At 63.1% G+C, this 398-nt stretch carries 1 pseudogene; it reads left to right on the top strand.

The window, feature by feature from the left end:
- Positions 1–262 precede the first annotated feature (262 nt).
- Positions 263–398, top strand: a pseudogene (locus V2J85_RS40975) (XRE family transcriptional regulator); the annotation flags it as partial.

The raw sequence follows: 398 nt of genomic DNA, 5'->3' as shown, positions 1-398 counted from the left end.
GCGCAGCCGTGTCGTGGACCTCGTATGCCTGCGGTGCCCGTCCGACCGCGCGGTGGAACAGGCGCGCCGGGCGAATCGGGAAGCCCGGTGCGCGCGGTCCGACGGCTTCCACGTGAACGGGACGGCATGGATCGCTGCTGCACCGCGTGCCCGGGAACCTTCAGCTCCCTCAAAAACGCAGAAAGCTTTTCTGCATCAATAACAGTGAAAAGGTTCTTTCCATGCGGAAGTTGCATGGATTCAGGTAAGGTAAGGTAGTGACATGGGATTGCGCTTGGAGGAGTCGCTGCGGCTGACGGTGGCCGCATTGATGCAGGTAACGGGTGAATCGCAGCGGTCGGTCGCAGGGGTGCTGGGACTGACACAGACACAGGTGTCGCGCCGGCAGTCGGGCGCCA

The organism is Streptomyces bugieae (assembly GCF_036352915.1).
Taxonomy (GTDB): Bacteria; Actinomycetota; Actinomycetes; order Streptomycetales; family Streptomycetaceae; genus Streptomyces; species Streptomyces endophytica.
This window is presented reverse-complemented; position numbering and strand designations above follow the sequence as displayed.